The organism is Microlunatus spumicola (genome assembly GCF_039536445.1).
GTDB classification, from domain to species: domain Bacteria; phylum Actinomycetota; class Actinomycetes; order Propionibacteriales; family Propionibacteriaceae; genus Microlunatus; species Microlunatus spumicola.
In genome coordinates this window covers 1,132,644-1,151,061 of record NZ_BAAAYR010000001.1, presented here as the reverse complement: position 1 = coordinate 1,151,061, position 18,418 = coordinate 1,132,644, and the positions used below count along the sequence as shown (strand labels likewise).

The window sequence follows — 18,418 nt, the reverse complement described above, 5'->3', positions numbered from 1 at the left end:
CAGCCGAGGAGAAGAAGATGGACACGCCGAAGGCGGGCACGTTCGAGGCCCGCGTGCGGGCCGTGCTCGCAGGAGCCGCCGTGGGTGACGCGCTCGGCGGCGCCACCGAGGGGTGGACCCCCGAGCAGATCCAGGCGCGCCACGGTGGTCCGGTGACGGGGATCGTCGGTCCGTACCACGCCGACTGGCGCCACGCGCGGCCCATCGCCCCCTACCACAAGGGCGACGGCCACATCACGGACGACACCTTGATGACGCACGCGCTGGTGCAGGTCTACGCCGCCCGCCGGCGGCACCTCGACGCGTACGCCATGGCCGGCGACCTCGTTCCGCTGCTGGTGGGGGACGAGGTCTGGATCCCGGAGCTGGAGTCGGAGGCCCTGATCCTGCAGCGCGTGTTCCTGGCCGAGAAGTGGCTGGTCGCGCGGCTGCACTACGGCCACGTCGACCCGCGCGAGGCGGGCGTGGGCAACATCGTCAACTGCGGTGCGGCCATGTACATGGCGCCGGTCGGCGTGGTCAACGCGGGCGACCCCCGGGGCGCGTACGCGGAGGCCATCGACATGGCCGGCGCCCACCAGTCGAGCTACGGCCGGGAGGCCGCGGGGGTTTTCGCAGCGGCGGTGGCCGCCTCGCTGACCCCGGGCGCAGACGTCGAGCACGTGCTGTCGGCGGTGCTCGACGTCGCTCATGACGGCACGCGTGCGGCGGTCGTCGCCGTGGTCGACGCCGCTCGCGGGCTCGCCCCCGGAGCCGACGACGCGACGGTGCGCGACACGCTGCGCGCGGCCGTCCGGCCCTACGACACCGTCGGGGACGAGTACCGCAAGCCGGCCCTGGACGCCCGGCTGCCCAGCCGGACGAAGGCGATCGAGGAGCTGCCCGTCGCCCTCGGGTTCTGCCTGGCCGCCCGCGGCGACTACCGCGCGGCGGTGCTCGGCGCGGTGAACTACGGCCGCGACGCCGACTCCATCGCCACCATGGCCGGTGCGGTCTGCGCCGGGCTCGGCGGACCGGACGCGGTGCCCGCCGACTGGGTGCGCGACGTGGAGCAGGCCAGCCGGATCGACCTGGACCGGGTCGCCGCGGCGCTCGCCTCCGCCGCGAGCGAGATCATCACGACGGACCTCGCCGAGGCCGAGGACCGCCGCCGGACCGCCCACGCCCTGCTGGCCCCGGCGACGGTCGGCGCCTCCGCCGGTGCCTGAGGCCACGCCCGGCGCACCGAGCCTGCGCCTGACCTGGGCCCAGCCCGAGGACCTGCTGCTGCACGAGCTGGTCCAGGCCCGGGCCGAGGGGGTCGGCGTCGACGCGCTGGCCGACGTCGAGCGGCGCTGGCAGCAAACGGGCGGCGGTCCGCTCGAACCGCCGGTCAGCGGCGCGGCACCGGTCCCGGCCGGCGCGGAGCTGCGGCACCTGGCCGGCCGGCTGCTGGACGAGCTCGACGACCTGCCGCGCCCGGACGACCCGGACCACCCGACGACCCTGGCCGCGGTCGAGCAGGGCTGGGCCGTGGGCGCGGACGCTCCCGGCGTACGCGCGCCCGGCGACGACCTGCCCGACCGGGTGGCCGGTGCCTGGCTCGGCCGCTCGGCGGGCTGCGTGCTCGGCAAGCCGGTCGAGAAGATCCCGCGCGCCGGCATCCGGGCCATCGCCGAGGAGACCGGCAACTGGCCGGTCCGCGGCTACTTCACCGCCGTCGGCCTGAGCCCGGCGACGGCGGCCGCGTGGCCGTGGAACCGCCGCTCCGCGCCCACCAGCCTGGCCGAGAACATCGACGGGACGCCCGAGGACGACGACCTCAACTACCCGCTGCTGAACCTGGGCCTGCTCGAGCGTCGAGGCACCCCCACCACCGAGGACGTCGCGCTCGCCTGGCTGGCCGACCTCCCCGCCGGCCGGGTCTTCACCGCCGAGCGTGCGGCCTACCGCAACCTCCTGCTCGCGTTGCCGCTCGCCGACGTGGCGACCCGGCGCAACCCGTTCCGGGAGTGGATCGGCGCGCTCATCCGCGGCGACGTCTTCGGCTGGGCCCGGCCCGGGGACCCGTACGCGGCCGCCCGCCTGGCCTGGCCCGACGCGGTGCTCAGCCACACCCGCAACGGCGTCTACGGCGAGCTGTGGGCCGCCGCCCTCGCGTCGGCGAGCCTCGTCGCCGACGACGTGGACGAGGTGCTCGAGCGCGCCGCCGCCGTGGTGCCGCCCCGCTCGGCGCTGGCCGAGGCCGTCGCGTTCGGGGCGGACCTCGGGCGGCGCCCGCTGTCCCGCGACGAGCGGCTCGACGCCCTCCACGCGCGCTACGGGCACCTGCACTGGGTGCACGTGCTCAACAACGCCGCCACCGTCGCGTGCGCCCTGACGGCATCGGGCGGAGACTTCACCAAGGGCATCGCGTTCGCGGTCATGACCGGCTGGGACACCGACTCCACCGGTGCGACCGTCGGGTCCGTCCTCGGCGGCCTGCTCGGCGCCTCGGACCTCCCCGCCGCGTGGACGGCACCGTTGGACGGCCGGATCGCCACGAGCCTGCCCGGCGGCGAGCAGCGGATCAGCACGCTCGTGAACCGCACGCTCGCCCTCTCCGAGCGCGGGGCCGACGCCCGGCCACCCGCGCGGGACGAGCCCCCTCGACCGGTCCCGCCGACGGCGACCGCCACGTACGTGGTCGGCGAGCGGGGCATGGACCCGCTGGTGCCCCGGCCCCTCGACCGGCCGACGGTCGTCGACCTCGACGCGCCGGACTGGGCCGCCATGGACGCGGCCAAGATCATCGCCGCGCCGGAGGACCCGGCGGACCGGCCCCGCTGGCGTGCGGTCCTGGAGCGCTGGCGTTCCGGGGCGGCGGCCCGGCAGGGCTTCTCGACCGCGGCGTACGACGCCCCCGAGGGTCGCTGGGCGCAGCGCTGCTTCTCGGTGGCCCAGGTCTGGCTGTGGGACGAGCTGCTGTACGACGCGGCCGAGGGGCGCTTCACGCCCGAGCGGCTGCTGGCCGACGCCGACGCGCGGCTGGGTGGCTTCGACGGCGTGGTGCTGTGGCACGCGTACCCGGTGATCGGGATCGACCCGCGCAACCAGTGGGACTTCTACCGTGACGTGCCCGGTCTGGACGCGCTCGTCGACGCGCTGCACGCCGCGGGCGTCGCGGTGTTCCTGGACTACAACCCGTGGGACACCGGCACCCGGCGCGGCGGGGACGACGGGACCGAGCTGACCGCCGCCGTGCGGGACCTGCGCGCGGACGGGGTCTTCCTCGACACCCTCAAGGAGGGCGACCCGGCACTGGTGGCGGCCCTGGAGGACGCGCGGCCGGGCATCGCGCTGGAGAGCGAGTCCACGCTGCCGCTGGCCCGGCTGGGCGAGCACCGGCTGTCGTGGGCGCAGTGGTTCGCCGACTCCCCGACGCCCGGCGTCATCCGTACGCACTACGTCGAGCGCCGTCACCTGCAGCACCACGTCCGGCGCTGGAACCGCGACCACGCGGAGGAGCTGTCGTCGGCGTTCCTCAACGGCTGCGGCGTCATGGTCTGGGAGGTGGTCTTCGGGGTCTGGGTGGGCTGGAACGCGCGCGACGCCGCCACCCTGCGCCGGATGCTCGCCGTCCAGCGCGCCTGCGCGGACCTCCTGGTCACGGGGGAGTGGACCCCGCTGGCGGACCTCCACCCCGAGGCCACCGCCGCCGGTGTGGCCGCCTCGACCTGGACGGCCGACGGCGTCACGCTCTGGACGCTGGCCCACCGGGGGGAGTCGGAGTACGCGGGACCGCTGCTCCCGCCCGGGCACCCCGGCGCGGTCGCGCTGAGCTCAGGAGCCTTGCCCCCGGCGGGGATCGGTGTCCTCGTCACGCTCGAGACCGGTACGCAGGCTCCGGGGTGGCTGGCACCGCTGGCCGACGTCCTCGCCTCGCTGCCCGCCGACGGCGAGGCGTCCTTCCCCTTCCGCACCGCGGTCCGCGTCGTCGCGGAGCCCAGCCGGGACGTGCCGCCCGCCGGTGCCGTGCCCGTCGCGGGCGGCCGGCACCCCCTCACCGTGCGCTTCCGGGCGCGCGAGACGGGTCTCTACGACGACGCACCCTTCGTCGAGGAGTGGAAGCCGCTGCCGCCCCGCCTGCACGACCAGCGCACCCTCGACCGCGTCGTGGAGCTCGGGCACGCGGTCGCGGTGGCGCCGACCGAGGTCACCCGGGCGGAGTTCGACCGCTTCCTCGCGTCGTCGCCCTGGCGACCGCGGACCGCCAACCGCTTCCTCGCCGAGGCGACCGGGCCGGACGAGCCGGTGACCTGCGTCGACCTGGACGACGCCCGCGCGTACGCGCGGTGGGCGGGAGCCCGGCTGCCGACGGAGGACGAGTGGCAGCTGGCCGCGCAGCAGGCCGCGCCCGGCTGGAGCCACGGGCGGGTGTGGAACTGGACCGAGAGCGAGCACAGTGACGGACGGACCCGCTACGTCCAGCTCAAGGGGGGCAGCGCCTACCTCGCCCGGGGCTCGGAGTGGTACTTCGACGGCGGTCCCCAGCCGCCGGAGGTGACGGCCAAGCTGCTGCTCCCCGGCCTCGGGCTGGCCCGGTCGACCATGATCGGCTTCCGCCTGGCCTGGGACCTCGACCATGATCAGGAGCGCCCGTGAACGAGCAGCCCACGACCGGGACCGACGGAGGTCCGCTCGCCGGCCTCCGGGTGATCGACGTCGCCACCCTCTTCGCCGGACCGTTGGCGGCGACCCAGCTCGGCGACTTCGGCGCGGAGGTGATCAAGGTCGAGCACCCGCGGCGGCCGGACGGTGCCCGGGGGCACGGCCCGAGCAAGGACGGCGTCGGCCTCTGGTACGCCACCATCGGACGGAACAAAGAGAGCATCACGCTCGACCTGTCCTCCCCGGAGGGTGCCGCGGTGCTGCGCCGGCTCGTGGTGGACGCCGACGTCCTGGTGGAGAACTTCCGGCCCGGCACGCTGGAGCGCTGGGGCCTCGCGCCGGCCGACCTGCTCGAGCTCAACCCCGGGCTCGTGGTGGCCCGGGTGACCGCCTTCGGCCAGACCGGCCCGTACGCGCCGCGTCCCGGCTTCGGCTCGCTGGCCGAGGCCATGAGCGGGTTCGCCGCGGTGACCGGCGAGGAGGGCGGACCGCCGACCCTGCCGCCCTTCGGGCTGGCCGACGGCATCGCCTCGCTGGCGACGGCGTTCGCGGTGCTCGCCGCCCTGCGCGGGCGCGACCGGACCGGGCGGGGTCAGGTGGTCGACCTCGCCATCCTCGAGCCGATCCTGGCCATGCTGGGCGGGCAGCTGACGATCTACGACCAGCTGGGCCTCGTGCAGGAGCGCCACGGGAACCGTTCCGTCAACAACGCCCCGCGGAACTGCTACCGGACCGCGGACGACAACTGGGTCGCCGTCTCCACGAGCTCGCAGTCCATCGCCGAGCGCGTCATGCGGCTGGTCGGGCGGCCCGAGCCGATCGACGAGCCCTGGTTCGCCACCGGCGCGGGCCGTGCCGCCCACGCGGACGAGCTCGACGAGGCCGTGGGCTCGTGGATCGCCGCGCGGACCACCGCCGAGGTGCTCGAGGCCTTCACGGCTGCGCAGGCCGCGGTCGCCCCGATCTACGACGTCCGCGGCATCGTCGCCGACCCGCAGGTCCAGGCCCGCGGGACGATCCTGACCGTGCCGGACCCGGTGCTCGGGCCCCTGCAGATGCAGAACGTTCTGTTCCGGCTGTCGGAGACGCCGGGCTCGGTGCGCTGGACCGCCCGCCCGCACGGGGCCGACACCGACGCGGTGCTGAGCCGGGCCGGCTACGGCCCCGCCGAGGTCGCCGCCCTCCGCGAGCAGGGGGTCGTGTGACGCCGGGGCCCGTCGGGCCGACGCTCGTCGCGCTGTACGTCCCGGGAGACCGGCCCGAGCGGTTCGCCAAGGCGTTCGCTGCGGGCGCGGACCAGGTGATCGTCGACCTGGAGGACGCGGTCGCGCCCGAGCACAAGGAGCGCGCGCGGCAGGCGGTGGCCGAGCTGCTCGAGGGGCCCCTGCCGGTCCGGGTCGCCGTGCGCCCGAACGGGGCCGGGACGCCGTGGCACGACGCCGACCTGGCGATGCTGGCGCGCGCCACGGCCCGGCCGGCGCTACGGCTGCCCAAGGTGGAGGGCCCGTCCGACGTGGACCGGGTGCTCGAGCGGCTCGGGGCCCGCCCCGGCGAGACGCTCGAGCTGACCTGCCTGCTCGAGTCGGCGCTCGGCGTGGAGCAGGCGTACGCCGTGGCGAGCCACGCGGACGTGTCGGCGGTGGCGCTCGGCGAGGCCGACCTCCGGGCCGAGCTGGGGATCACGGCCGACGCGGGCCTGGACTGGCTCCGGGTGCGGAGCGTCGTGGCGGCCCGGGCGGCCGGGCTGCCGGCGCCAGCGATGGCGGTCTACCCCCGGCTCGATGACGACGCGGGGCTGCACGCGTCGTGCCGGCACGGGGCGACGCTCGGGCTGCGCGGCCGGGCGGCGATCCACCCGCGTCAGGTGCCGGTGATCCGCGACGCCTTCACCCCGACGCCCGCCGAGGTGGCCGACGCCCGGCTGGTTCTCGACGCCCTCACCGGGAGTGCCGGTGCGGCACGGCTCCCGGACGGGCGCATGGTCGACGAGGCGATGGCCGCCGAGGCCCGTTCGGTCCTCCTGCTCGTCGGTCCCTGACCCCGTCGGCCGCTAGCCCCTCGTCCGTAGAGGCAGCCAGTCGAGGACGTCGACGATGCGGGCGTCCCAGTAGGCCCAGTCGTGCTGGCCGGGCCCCTCGTGCAGCTCCAACGGCACGCCCGCCTCGTCGCAGGCGGCCGCGAACCGCCGGTTGTCCTCGAGCAGACCGTCCTCGGTGCCGCACCACGCGCGCAGGGCGGGGAGCGCGGCCACGTCCGCCCCGGCGACCAGGTGCAGCAGGTCGGCGTCGGTGCCCGCGACCGGCTCGTCGCCGAACAGCCGCTGCGTCATCCGCGGGTCCTCCGGGCGCTCGCGCTGCGTCGTCCGCCCGGCGACGTCCAGCGCGCCGGACAGGCTCGCCGCCGCGGCGAAGCGGCCCGGGTCGCGCAGCGCCCACTTGAAGGCGCCGTAGCCGCCCATGGAAAGCCCGGCCACGAAGGTGTCCTCCCGGCGCTCGGACACGCGGAAGAAGTCGTGGACGAGCGCGGGCAGCTCCTCGGTCAGGAACGTCCAGAACCGGCCGCCGTACGCCTCGTCGGTGTAGTAGCTGCGATGCACCTGCGGCATGACGACGGCCAGCCCGAGCGGGGCCACGTAGCGCTCGACCGACGTGCGGCGCACCCAGGTGGTCGCGTCGTCGCTCATGCCGTGCAGCAGGTAGAGGACCGGGGGAGGGTCGTCGGACGCCGCGCCGGTGAGCCCCACCTGGCCGGTCGTGCGCTGGGGGAGCAGCACGGTCATGGAGGTGCTGAGGCTCAGGGCCTCGGAGAAGAAGTCGCAGCGGAGGAGGGCCACGACCCGATCCTCCCCGGCCCGTCCGCGGCGCGATTCAGAGGGTCTCGACCAGCTCGTCGAGCATGGCGTCGAGGCTGCCGAGGGCGACGGAGAGGTGGCCCTCGCCGGGCAGCAGGTGCGTCGCGACGCGGGGGAGGCGCTCGCTCAGCCAGCGCCCGTGGGCGAACGGCACCATCAGGTCCTCCTCGCCCTGCCACACGAACGTCGGCACGCCGACCTCCTCGACCGCGAAGCCCCAGGGCGTCACCATCGCCAGGTCGTCGTCGAGCCACCCGTCCACCCCGGTGCGTACCGACTCGCGGAACGCGGCGGCCAGGTCCTCGCCGTACTCGCTGGTCAGCACGGCCCGGTCCACCGGCGGCAGCAGGCTCGCCATCTCGGCCACGACGCCCTCGGCCTGCACGTCGCGCAGGCCGGCGGCGTCGCGCTCCAGGTAGGCCCGCAGCGCCGGCTCGCCCGTCCGGGCCGCGCCGAACTCCTCGTGGTTCTGCTCGCCCATGCCCGCGAGGAAGTCCGCGCCGGACGCGTCCATGGCCACCGCGGGCCCGGCCCCGGCGATGCACAGCACACCGGCCACCCGGTCGGGGAGCCGGGCGCCGCTGGCCAGGGCGTGCGGCCCACCGCCGGACCAGCCGGCGACGACGCAGCGCTCGGACCCGAGGTGGTCCAGCACCACGGCGACGTCGTCGGCGTCGTCCACGACACGACGGCCGGCGCGCCGCGTGGACGACCCGTAGCCGGGCCGCGACCAGGTCACCAGCCGCAGCGAACGCTCGGCCGCGGCCCGCTCCAGGGCCCGTACGGGCACCGCCGAACCCGGCGTCCCGTGGTGGAACAGCAGCGGCACGGCACCGTGCGGCCCGCTGACGCGGACGTCGAGGGAGCGGCCGTCGGACGTACGGAGCGTGGTCACCCCGACATCGTGCCCGGATGCACGCCGTACGCGCGCGAGGCGTCGCCGCGTGATCGCTGGCCTACCATGGACGCGCGCCGGGGCACGGGTCCTGGCGCCCAGCTGGCACGACCTAGTAGGGAGCCCGGATCTCGTGGCGTTGATGGACAGGATGCTCCGCTTCGGCGAGGGCAAGATCCTCAAGCAGCTCAAGGGGATGGCCAACCAGGTCAACTCCATCGAGGAGGACTTCGTCGCGATGAGCGACGACGAGCTCCAGGGGCAGACGGCCGACTTCAAGCAGCGGCACCAGAACGGCGAGACGCTCGAGTCGCTCCTGCCGGAGGCGTTCGCGACCGTCCGCGAGGCGAGCAAGCGGGTCCTCGGCAAGCGGCACTTCGACGTCCAGATCATGGGCGGGGCGGCGCTGCACCTCGGCAACATCGCCGAGATGAAGACCGGTGAGGGCAAGACGCTCGTCGCGACCCTGCCGTCCTACCTGAACGCGATCACCGGCCGCGGCGTCCACGTCGTCACGGTGAACGACTACCTGGCCAAGTACCAGTCCGAGCAGATGGGCCGCATCCACCACTTCCTGGGGATGGACGTCGGCGCGATCCTGTCGCAGATGACCCCGGCCGAGCGTCGCGTCGCGTACGCCGCCGACATCACCTACGGCACGAACAACGAGTTCGGCTTCGACTACCTGCGCGACAACATGGCGCTGAGCCTCGAGGACTGCGTCCAGCGCGAGCACCACTTCGCCGTGGTCGACGAGGTCGACTCGATCCTCATCGACGAGGCCCGCACGCCGCTGATCATCTCCGGCCCCGCCGAGGACAGCCAGCGCTGGTACCCGACCTTCGCGAGCATGGTGAACCGGCTCCAGAAGGACGTGCACTACGAGGTCGACGAGAAGAAGCGCACCGTCGCGATCCTCGAGGCCGGCATCGACCAGGTCGAGGACCGCCTGGGCATCGACAACCTCTACGAGTCGGCGAACACCCCGCTGATCTCCTACCTGAACAACGCGATCAAGGCCAAGGAGCTCTTCAAGCTCGACCGCGACTACGTGAACATGGACGGCGAGATCCTCATCGTCGACGAGCACACGGGTCGTTCGCTGGTCGGCCGTCGCTACAACGAGGGGCTGCACCAGGCGATCGAGGCCAAGGAGAAGGTGCAGATCCGCGAGGAGTACCAGACCCTCGCGACGATCACGCTGCAGAACTACTTCCGGATGTACGAGAAGCTCTCGGGCATGACGGGCACGGCGCTCACCGAGGCGGCCGAGTTCCAGAAGATCTACGGCCTCGGCGTCGTGCCGATCCCGACGAACAAGCCGATGGTCCGCGCCGACCAGCGCGACCTGATCTTCCGCACCGAGCTCGCCAAGTTCGAGGCGATCGTCGACGACGTGGCCGAGCGGCACGAGAAGGGCCAGCCGGTCCTGATCGGCACGGCGTCGGTCGCCAAGTCGGAGACGCTGTCCAAGCTCCTGAAGGAGAAGGGCGTCAAGCACGAGGTGCTGAACGCCAAGCAGCACGCGCGTGAGGCCTCGATCATCGCCCTCGCCGGCCAGAAGGGCGCCGTCACCGTCGCCACGAACATGGCCGGTCGAGGCACCGACATCATCCTCGGCGGCAACGCCGAGTTCCTGGCCGACTTCTCCCTGCGCGGCGAGGGCATCGACCCCGTCGAGCACGCCGAGGAGTACGAGGAGCGCTACCCGAAGGTCCTCGAGTCGCTCGAGGAGCAGGTCGAGGGCGAGCACGAGGAGGTCGTCGAGGCCGGCGGCCTCTACGTGGTCGGCTCCGAGCGCCACGAGTCGCGCCGCATCGACAACCAGCTCCGCGGTCGTTCCGGCCGCCAGGGGGACCCGGGCGAGAGCCGCTTCTACCTCTCCCTCGGCGACGACCTGATGCGGCTCTTCAAGTCCGACATCGTGGAGTGGGTGCTGCAGGCGCTCAACATCCCCGACGACCAGCCGATCGAGAACAAGCGCGTCAGCTCGTCCATCGCGAGCGCGCAGGCCCAGGTCGAGTCGCAGAACTTCGAGACCCGCAAGAACATCCTCAAGTACGACGACGTGATGAACCGTCAGCGTCACGCCGTCTACGGTGACCGGCGCAAGGTGCTCGAGGGCGCGGACATCTCCGACCGGCTGCGGAACACGGTCGACACCGTGGTCGAGCAGTACGTCGTGGGCGCGACCGCGGGCTTCGCCGAGGACTGGGACCTCGAGCAGCTCTGGACGAACATGAGCACGCTCTACCCGGTCGGGCTGGACCGCTCGAAGTACGAGAACGACGAGGACCTCGACCAGGCCACGCTGATCGCCGACTTCAAGGCCGACGCCGAGCGCGCGTACGACGCCCGCGAGGCCGAGCTGGGGTCCGAGGTCATGCGTGAGGTCGAGCGTCGCGTGCTGCTCACCGTGCTGGACCGCAAGTGGCGCGAGCACCTCTACGAGATGGACTACCTGCGCGAGGGCATCGGCCTGCGCGCCATGGCGCAGCGCGACCCGCTGGTCGAGTACCAGCGCGAGGGTGGCGACATGTTCAACGCCATGATGGAGGCGTTCATGGAGGAGGTCGTCGGCTTCGTCTTCCACCTGGAGGTCGAGGTCGAGCCGCAGGCCCCCAAGGTCGGCGTCGTCGCCGGTGCCGACGGTCGGGCGATGCAGATCGGCGACCGCGGGGCCAACGGCACCAACGGGTCGAACGGTTCCGACGCGGACGCGCCCGACGGTCACCGGCACCTCGTCGAGACCGGTCCCGACCCGGACGGTCCCGGTGTCGAGGTGACCGAGGTCGAGGAGGTCGACGAGCCCGAGCTCGAGCCGGCCGGTTCGCGCCCGCGGGTGCGCGCCAAGGGCCTCGAGCAGCCGGCCCGGCGCCGCCTGACCTACACCTCGCCGGACGAGTCGGGCGAGGCGACGGCGGAGGCCGCCGCCATCGACGACCCGTACGCGGGTGTCGGGCGCAACGCCCCGTGCCCCTGCGGCTCGGGCAAGAAGTTCAAGATGTGCCACGGGCGCTCGGGGTCCTGAGGACTCCCGCTCCCTGACCGACGGACGAGGCGTACGCCCCGCCGCCACGTGCACCCCGTTAGGTGCGCCTGACGGAGGGACGTGCGCCTCGTCCCGTTGTCGGCTGTGATCGTGGAGGCCGCGGCCCCGAGGCCCTGAGGCTCGTGTCCGGACACGCTCCGGTGCGGACCCGGAGCGACGGGTGTTGTCCGTCTGCTCCGATCGTCCACAGATGGCTCGTGCGCTCTTCCGTAGGGGTCGTCGCGCACGCAGGGTGGCGTCGTGAGCGTCCCCGCCGTCCGCGTCCTGCCGTCCAGCCGGCCGGAGCCCCGCACCTGGCCGGGCGCGCCGTCGGCCCGGCCCGCACCCGACGTCGCGGTCGCGGCACCCGCCGTCCGGCCGGTGCCGGGCCGGGTGGTCCGGTCCGGGCGGACCTTCGGCGCGCGGGTCCCCGAGGACCTGCCCGACGCGACGCGCTGGGCCGGCTGGCTCGCGCTCGCGATCGGCGAGGCGCTGCTGGGCCGGCGTCCGGCCACGCAGCTCTCCGGCTGGGTCAGTGCCGAGGTCCTCGCCGGCCTGAACCGCCGTCAGCGGCTCCGCCCGACCGGGGTCAGCGCGCCGCGAACGGTGCTGCTCTCCGGACGGGTCCAACACCCCGGACCGCGGTCCGTGGAGGCGTGCGCCGTCCTCCGGTCCGGCGGGCGGCTGCTCGTCCTGGCCTACCGGCTGGAGGCCCGCGACGGGCAGTGGCTCTGCACCGCGCTCGACGCGGGCCTGACGTCCGGCCCGCGACGGCGCGCGGAGCCGGACGAGGCCCGCTCGTGAGGGCCCGGCAGCTCCTACGCCTCGCCCTGGCGCGACCGCAGCAGCGTGAACGAGCCGTCGCGGACGATCAGGGTGGTCACCGGCGTGACGACCGTCTGCTCGGGGTCGCTGCTCACCACGAGCTCCCAGTCCCGGTCGGGGGCCGCCGGCACCGTGAACTCGACCCCGTTCTCCGCCGCGTTCAGCAGCAGCGCGAAGGCGTCGCGGTCGCGGTGGGCGAAGACGAACATGATGCTGCGCGCGCTCGGGTCGTCCCAGTCGGTGTCGCTGAACGGGTTGCCGTCCGAGCGGAGCAGGTCGACGGTCGACGTGGTGGCGTCGTCCGGCTCCTGGCTCGCCGCCGCCCGGTACCAGTCGGGCCGCAGGGCCGGCTCCGCGCGACGCAGGGCGACGAGGTCGGCGGTGAAGCGGCGGAGCTCGTCGTCGGCGTTCGACCAGTCGTACCAGGAGATCTCGTTGTCCTGGCAGTAGGCGTTGTTGTTGCCGCCCTGCGTGCGCGCGATCTCGTCGCCGCCGAGGATCATCGGCACGCCCGCCGACAGCAGGAGGGTGGCGAGGAAGTTGCGGCGCATACGGTTGCGGCGCTCGATGACCGCCGGCTCCTCGGTCGGCCCCTCGGCGCCCGAGTTCGTCGAGCGGTTGTCGCTCTCGCCGTCCTCGTTGTCCTCGCCGTTCGCCGCGTTGTGCTTGTGGGCGTACGACGTGAGGTCGGCCAGGGTGAAGCCGTCGTGGGCGGTGATGAAGTTGACGCTGCACAGCGGCGAGCGGCGGCTGGCCTCGTACACGTCGGGGCTGCCGAGGATGCGCTGCGAGACGCCGCCGATCCGGCTGTCGGCCCCGCCCCAGAAGTCGCGCAGGTCGTCGCGGAACTTGCCGTTCCACTCCGACCAGTCGGCCGGGAAGCCGCCGACCTGGTAGCCCTGGGTGTCCCACGGCTCGGCGATCATCTTCACCGGCGCGAGCACCGGGTCCTGGTGGATGAGGTCGAGGAAGGCGCTGTGCACCTCCGCCTCGCCCGCCTGGCGGGTGAGCGTGGTGGCGAGGTCGAAGCGGAAGCCGTCGACGTGCATCTCGGTCACCCAGTAGCGCAGCGAGTCCATGATCAGACCGAGCGCGGCGGGGTGGCTGACGTTCAGGCTGTTGCCGGTGCCGGTGGTGTCGAAGTAGGACGAGCGGTCCTCGTCGACGAGCCGGTAGTAGGCCCCGTTGTCGATGCCCTTGAAGGAGATCGTCGGGCCCAGGTGGTTGCCCTCGGCCGTGTGGTTGTAGACGACGTCGAGGATGACCTCGAGCCCGGCCGCGTGCAGCGTCTTGACCATCTGCTTGAACTCGACGACCTGCTGCCCGCCGTCGCCGCTCGCGCTGTAGTCGGCGTTCGGGGCGAAGAAGGCGTACGTGTTGTAGCCCCAGTAGTTCCGCAGGCCGTTCTCCAGCAGGTGCGAGTCCTGGGCGAACTGCTGCACCGGGATGAGCTCGACCGCGGTCACGCCGAGGTCGACGAGGTACTGCACGGCCGCGGGGTGGGCGAGGCCGGCGTACGTCCCGCGCAGCTCCTCGGGGACGTCCGGGTGCGTCTTGGTGAAGCCCTTGACGTGCGTCTCGTAGACGACGGTCTCGTCGAGCGGGGTCAGGGGTGCGGTGTCGTCGCCCCAGTCGAAGGACTGGTCGGTGACCACGCAGCGCGGGACGAAGGGCGCGGAGTCGGTCGGGTTCATCTCGTCGGGGGCGTCGAAGCGGTGGCTGAAGACGGCCTCGTCCCAGTTGAACTCGCCCTCGATCGCGGTGGCGTAGGGGTCGAGGAGCAGCTTGTGGGCGTTGTGGCGCAGGCCGTTGGCGGGGTCCCAGGCGCCCTCGACCCGCAGGCCGTAGCGGGTGCCGACACCGAGGCCGTCGACGCGGCCGTGGAAGACGTGCCCGGAGCGCTCCGGGAGGCGGTGGGCGGTTTCGTTGCCGGAGGAGTCGAAGACGCAGAGGTCGACCGCGTCGGCGGTCTCGGAGTAGACGGCGACCTCGAGGCCGTCCCCGACGGCGCGGACGCCGAGCGGGTAGGGCTTCGTGCGGTGCTCGCGAGTGATGATCACGCTGCGAAGTATGGCGGGCGCGACGGGTCCGGCCCGGTGACGCTCACGCGGGCGGCAGCGCGACGCCGAAGCCGAGCACCGCCAGCCGCAGCAGGACCGGCCCCGGGCGGAGCAGGTCGGTGATCTTGGCCGAGGCCAGCGTGTCGAGGTCGGAGAGCCCGCGGGCGTACGCGTCCCCGCCCGTCGCGCGCGCCCGCTGGAGGACCTGGGTGTTGTGCCAGACCTTCTCGCGGGACTCGCGCAGGAAGCGACGCGTGGCCCAGCGGTTCAGGGGCGCGAGGACGCGGTCGACGCGCCGGAGCCGCCAGCCGAGGTCGGTGCCCTCGGCGGCCACCCGGGTGAAGAGCACGTCGTCGATGCGCGCGTGGTCCCGGTCGCGCCGGGCGAGCACGAGGGGGTCGGCGAAGTCGGCGTCCGGCACGACCGCGAGGAGCGACCGCGGGAGGTCGAGGTTGATGTGGGCGTTCATGGCCAGCAGCAGGTGGAACAGCGGGTGCAGCCCGGGGTCGGCCGCGAAGGTCAGCCGCCACGGGCGGTCGACGGGCGTGCCCGCGAGGTCGGCGTCGTGCGCGGTCAGGAACAGCTCCGCGAACACCTCGTCCCACGCGCTGACCCAGACCGGGTCCTCGAACGCGCCGGCCGCCAGGGCGTCGGCGACCGCGAGCGTCACCCGGCGGTAGACGGCGAGGAAGGTCGCTCGTTGGGCGGCCCCGGCCGGCAACGCGTCCAGCCGGTCCTGCAGCGCCGCGGCGACCGCGAGCACCGCCGCCGGGTCGCCGGCCAGGCCCGCCCGGTCGGGCCCTCCCGGCGGTCCTGGACCGTCCTGCTGCGGCTGCGGCGTGCTCACGGCCGGTCCGTCACGCGGAAGCGGATCCGCCCGCCGACCGGGACCTGGCCGACCCGGTCCAGGTCGTGCCCGGCGACGCACGCGACCACCGGGTAGCCGCCGGTGACGGGGTGGTCGGCGGTGAAGACGACGGGCTGGCCGTTCGGCGGGACCTGGACCGAGCCCGGCACCGTGCCCTCGCTCGGGAGCTCGTCCGTGCGCGACCGCTCGAGGGGCTGCTCGCCCTCGAGTCGCAGGCCGACCCGGTTGGAGCGCGGGGTGACGGTCCACTCCTGGTCCAGGAACGTCCGCAGGCCCTCCGTGGTGAACCAGTCGTCGCGGGGGCCGAGCAGCACGTCCACGACCGTCACCTCGTCGGGGCCCGGGAGGAGGGGACCGGGCTCGGGGTCGACCGCGGCGGCGGCCTCCCGCGCGCGCCCGACCCGGACGACGTCGCCCGCCCGCAGCGGAGCCGGGCCTGTGCCGGAGAGCAGGTCGGTCGAAAGGCTGCCGAGCACCGGTTCGCCGGCCACCCCGCCCGGAACCGCCAGGTAGCTGACCATCCCGCGCGACGGCGGGCCGAGGCGCAGCTCGGCGCCACGGTCGAGGGTGAACGCGCGGTCGCCCTCGGCGGCGTGGCCGGTCTCGTCCGACGCGGCTCCCGAACTGTCGTCCGGAGCCGGGCCGGTGGGGGAGACGACCGTCAGCGGGGCGGGCGCCCCCGTGACCGCGACGACCAGATCGCGCAGGGCACGCACCCGCAGCCCGCCGACGGCGACCTCGAGGGCCGCGGTGGCGGAGGGGTTGCCGACCAGACGGTTCGCGCGGCGGAAGGACGAGCGGTCGACGGCCCCGGACCGGGCGACGCCCTGCGCGGCGCGTCCGGGCCGGCCGAGGTCGACGACGACGGTCAGCGGTCCGGGCGTGAGCACCTCGAGCGCGGCTTCGCCGGGCGCGGCGTCGGCCGACTGCCGGGCGCCGCTCGCGCCGGGCACCGCGAGGGCGTCGGGACCCGCGTCGACGAACTGGACCCGCATGCCCGGGGCGAGCAGCGCCGGCTCCGGCCGGCGCAGGTCCCACAGCGCGAGGCCGGTGCGCCCGATGAGCTGCCAGCCGCCCGGGCTGGCGCGCGGGTAGATCCCGCTGAACCTCCCGGCCAGACCCACCGAACCCGCCGGGATCGCCGTACGCGGCTCCGTCCGCCGCGGGACGTCGAGGGCCGGGTCGCCGCCGCTCAGGTAGCCGAAGCCCGGGGCGAAGCCGGTGAAGGCCACCGTCCAGGGGTGCGCGGTGTGCCGCCGGACGACCTCGGCCGCGTCCAGGCCGCACAGCCGGGCCACCTCGTCGAGGTCCTCCCCGTCGTAGAGGACCGGCACCTCGACCACCGGCCCGTCGATCGCAGCGACTCCCGTCCGCGGGCGCGACGCGAGCTCGGCCGCGAGCGCCTCCGCGCTGGTCCGGGCCGGGTCGAAGCGGACGAGCACCGTACGGGCGGCGGGTACGAGCTCCCGGACGCCGACGGGTGGCCGGTCACGCAGGGAGGCGAAGAGCGCGAGCGCCTCGTCGAGGTCGGCCACCTCGGCCAGCAGGCCGTCGGAACCGGCCCGCCGGACGTCCAGGGCCGCCTCGCCCACGGCTCAGCCGGCCCGGGGGCCGGCGGCGAACGGCTGCAGGTCCACACCCGCGCCGGTCAGGGCGTCGCGGACGGCCCGCGCCATGGCGACCGCACCCGGGGAGTCGCCGTGCACGCAGATCGACTCCGCCTGCACCGGCACCTCCGTGCCGTCGACCGCGGGGACCGTTCCCGTACGGACCAGGGCGACCATCCGCTCGGCGACCTCGTCGGCGTCGTGCAGGACCGCCCCGGGCTCGCGTCGGCTGACCAGCGCGCCCTCGGGTGTGTACGCACGGTCGGCGAACGCCTCCGCGACCACCGGCTGGCCCGCGTCCCGCGCGGCGCGCAGGAAGGCGGAGCCGGCGAGGCCGACGACCGGCAGCGCCGGGTCGTACCGCTGGAGCGCCGAGAGCACCGCCCGGGCGTGTCTGGCGCCCCGCGGGTCGTCCGCGGCGATGGTGTTGTAGAGCGCGCCGTGCGGCTTGACGTAGCCGATCCGGGCGCCGAGCGCCCGGCAGATGCCCGCCAGGGCGCCGATCTGGTAGAGCACGTCACCCGCCAGCTCGGCCTCGTCGGCGTCGACGTAGCGGCGGCCGAAGCCGGCGAGGTCGCGGTAGGCCACGTGGGCCCCGATCGCGACGCCGTGCTCCAGCGCGGTCCGGACGGTGGTGGCCATGGTCGACGGATCCCCGGCGTGGAAGCCGCAGGCGACGTTGGCGCTCGTGACCGTGGCGATCACCGCCGCGTCGTCGCCGAGCTCCCAGCGGCCGAAGCCCTCGCCGACGTCGGCGTTCAGGTCGACCGTCGGGGCGGGCTGCCGCCCGGGCCCCGCAGCCCGCTCGTCGGTCGTGGTCGGAACGGTCACGTGCACCTCCCGCGCTCATCCTGCCTGATCGTTGAACGATCGCACACGGCCCCGACGGAGTTACGCGCTGGTAACCTCCGACGGTGCTCGACGCGACCGCCCCCGCGGACCCCGTCGCCCCGCTCGCCCTCGACCCGGCCGGCCGCGCCGAACGGGTCGCCGACCACGTCCGGCTGGGCATCCTCGACGGGACGCACGCGCTGGGGACCCGGCTCTCGGAACCTCAGATCTGCCGCGACCTGCAGGTCTCGCGGAACACGCTGCGCGAGGCGTTCCGCTCGCTGGAGGAGGAGCGGCTGGTCGTGCACCAGCTCAACCGCGGGGTGTTCGTCCGCGTGCCGACCACGCAGGACGTCTCGGAGCTCTACGACGTGCGCCGCCTCGTGGAGTGCGCCGCCGTGGCCGCGCACCCCGGTGGCGAGGCCGGGCTCGAGCGCGTGCTCGAGACGCTGCGGCGGGCGGACGCGACGGCCGCGGCGCACGACTGGGTGGGCGTCGGGACGGCCGACATCGACTTCCACCGCGAGCTCACGGCCCTCGCCAGCACCCGGGTCGTCACGCTGATGCAGAGCATCTGGAACGAGATGCGCCTGGCCTTCCACGTGGTCGCCCGGCCGGACGACTTCCACGGCTCCTACCTGCACCGCAACCACCAGATCCTCGACGCCCTCGTCGTGCAGGGGGGACCGGCCGCGGCCACCCTTCTCCGGGACTACCTCGACGAGGCCGAGGCCCAGGTGCTGGCGGCCTACCGGAGCCGCGGCGCGGCCTGAGGCGTCGGGCCGCACCGCGGTCCGCACCCCGAGCCCTCTCGACCCCGT

13 protein-coding genes are annotated in these 18,418 nt (G+C 74.4%); 7 read left to right on the top strand and 6 right to left on the bottom strand.

The window, feature by feature from the left end; all coding sequences use genetic code 11:
- Positions 1 to 17: 17 nt before the first annotated feature.
- Genes ABD665_RS05185 through ABD665_RS05170 form a run of 4 tightly spaced genes read left to right on the top strand, consistent with a single transcriptional unit; the run spans position 18 to position 6,667 of the window.
- On the top strand, positions 18 to 1,208 hold the full coding sequence (locus ABD665_RS05185) for an ADP-ribosylglycohydrolase family protein (RefSeq protein ID WP_204911925.1): 1,191 nt from the start codon (positions 18 to 20) through the stop codon (positions 1,206 to 1,208).
- On the top strand, positions 1,201 to 4,623 hold the full coding sequence (locus tag ABD665_RS05180) for an ADP-ribosylglycohydrolase family protein (RefSeq protein WP_344741323.1): 3,423 nt from the start codon (positions 1,201 to 1,203) through the stop codon (positions 4,621 to 4,623). Before ABD665_RS05185 ends, ABD665_RS05180 begins: the two co-directional genes overlap by 8 nt.
- The gene (locus ABD665_RS05175) at positions 4,620 to 5,834 is read left to right on the top strand and encodes a CoA transferase (protein ID WP_204911926.1); all 1,215 of its coding nucleotides are present in this window, start codon (positions 4,620 to 4,622) and stop codon (positions 5,832 to 5,834) included. The genes ABD665_RS05180 and ABD665_RS05175 overlap by 4 nt, the downstream gene beginning before the upstream one ends.
- Positions 5,831 to 6,667, top strand: a complete 837-nt coding sequence (locus ABD665_RS05170) for an aldolase/citrate lyase family protein (protein WP_204911927.1) — start codon at positions 5,831 to 5,833, stop codon at positions 6,665 to 6,667. Before ABD665_RS05175 ends, ABD665_RS05170 begins: the two co-directional genes overlap by 4 nt.
- A gap of 12 nt (positions 6,668 to 6,679) precedes the next feature.
- Here the strand turns inward: ABD665_RS05170 and ABD665_RS05165 are convergent, their stop codons facing one another.
- Entirely contained in the window at positions 6,680 to 7,462 is a 783-nt protein-coding gene (locus tag ABD665_RS05165; RefSeq protein WP_204911928.1) for an alpha/beta hydrolase-fold protein, read from the bottom strand.
- 34 nt (positions 7,463 to 7,496) lie between these two features.
- Entirely contained in the window at positions 7,497 to 8,375 is an 879-nt protein-coding gene (locus ABD665_RS05160) for an alpha/beta fold hydrolase (protein ID WP_204911929.1), read from the bottom strand.
- A gap of 133 nt (positions 8,376 to 8,508) precedes the next feature.
- Here ABD665_RS05160 and secA point away from each other — a divergent pair, with 133 nt between their 5' ends.
- Both secA and ABD665_RS05150 read left to right on the top strand, forming a co-directional pair.
- Positions 8,509 to 11,406, top strand: a complete 2,898-nt coding sequence (gene secA / locus ABD665_RS05155; RefSeq protein WP_204911930.1) for a preprotein translocase subunit SecA — start codon at positions 8,509 to 8,511, stop codon at positions 11,404 to 11,406.
- Between the two features lie 261 nt (positions 11,407 to 11,667).
- Positions 11,668 to 12,210 (top strand): Rv3235 family protein, encoded by a 543-nt coding sequence (locus tag ABD665_RS05150; RefSeq protein WP_204911931.1) that lies wholly within the window; start codon positions 11,668 to 11,670, stop codon positions 12,208 to 12,210.
- Between the two features lie 14 nt (positions 12,211 to 12,224).
- Here ABD665_RS05150 and glgX read toward each other — a convergent pair whose 3' ends face one another.
- The 4 genes from glgX to ABD665_RS05130 are packed head-to-tail and all read right to left on the bottom strand — an operon-like array spanning position 12,225 to position 17,597.
- The gene (gene glgX / locus ABD665_RS05145) at positions 12,225 to 14,291 is read right to left on the bottom strand and encodes a glycogen debranching protein GlgX (protein ID WP_344741317.1); all 2,067 of its coding nucleotides are present in this window, start codon (positions 14,289 to 14,291) and stop codon (positions 12,225 to 12,227) included.
- A gap of 43 nt (positions 14,292 to 14,334) precedes the next feature.
- A complete protein-coding gene (locus ABD665_RS05140) occupies positions 14,335 to 15,138 on the bottom strand; it encodes a DUF5995 family protein (RefSeq protein ID WP_204911932.1) in 804 nt (267 codons plus the stop codon).
- Entirely contained in the window at positions 15,135 to 16,751 is a 1,617-nt protein-coding gene (locus ABD665_RS05135; RefSeq protein ID WP_344741314.1) for a 5-oxoprolinase subunit B/C family protein, read from the bottom strand. The genes ABD665_RS05140 and ABD665_RS05135 overlap by 4 nt, the downstream gene beginning before the upstream one ends.
- 3 nt (positions 16,752 to 16,754) lie before the next feature.
- A complete protein-coding gene (locus tag ABD665_RS05130; RefSeq protein ID WP_204911933.1) occupies positions 16,755 to 17,597 on the bottom strand; it encodes a 5-oxoprolinase subunit PxpA in 843 nt (280 codons plus the stop codon).
- 83 nt (positions 17,598 to 17,680) lie between these two features.
- On the opposite strand from ABD665_RS05130, the gene ABD665_RS05125 reads away from it, so the two are divergent.
- Positions 17,681 to 18,370: an FCD domain-containing protein gene (locus ABD665_RS05125; protein WP_204911934.1), complete on the top strand. Its 690-nt coding sequence runs from the start codon at positions 17,681 to 17,683 to the stop codon at positions 18,368 to 18,370.
- Positions 18,371 to 18,418 lie beyond the last annotated feature (48 nt).